Here is a 689-nt window from a genome sequence, read left to right on the forward strand (position 1 = left end):
CGTCCAGGGGTTGCTGTTCGCGTTCCTGGTCCAGGGGTTGCTGTTCGCGTTCCTGGCGGTCTTCATCGGTTTTCTGGTCCACAACACCCTGGCCAATCTCGAGGCCCGCGGCATCCGCACCGGCTTCGACTTCCTCGGCGAGCGTGCCGGCTTTTCCATCCCCCAGACGCTGATCGACTACACCAGCGACGACACCTACGGCCGCACCTTCGTGATCGGCCTGCTCAACACCCTGCTGGTCTCGGTGCTGGGCATCGTCGCGGCGACGATCATCGGCTTCGCGGTGGGCATCGCCCGGCTCTCGCCCAACTGGCTGCTGGCGCGGCGAGGGCAGCGAGCGCAGCACCGCGAAGTACCAGAACAGGATCTGCACCAGCAGCGGCACGTTGCGGAACGCCTCGACGTAGATCGTCGCCAGCCGCGCCAGAGCCTGTCGCTGTTCGACAGCATCTTCTTCAACGTGCGCGGCCTGGTGGTGCCGGCCCCCGAGGCGTTGCCGGGGTTCGCCGCCACGCCCTGGGCGCTGGCGGTCGCGGTGGTCCTCACCGTGGCGCTGACGATCTTCGCCCGTCGCCGCCAGGCGGCCACCGGCAAGGCGCTGCCGATGTATCGGATCGGTGCCGCCCTGGTCGTCGGTCTGCCGTTGATCGTGTTTCTGGCCAGTGGTTCGCCGCTGGCGTGGTCGATAC

General features: G+C 67.9%; 1 protein-coding gene. It reads left to right on the forward strand.

The window, feature by feature from the left end:
* Nucleotides 1–13: 13 nt before the first annotated feature.
* On the forward strand, nt 14–689 hold a 676-nt coding region (locus tag D0901_RS21020), incomplete at its 3' end, for an ABC transporter permease family protein (RefSeq protein ID WP_482194156.1).

The organism is Modicisalibacter coralii, from assembly GCF_004117855.1.
GTDB lineage: Bacteria > Pseudomonadota > Gammaproteobacteria > Pseudomonadales > Halomonadaceae > Modicisalibacter > Modicisalibacter coralii.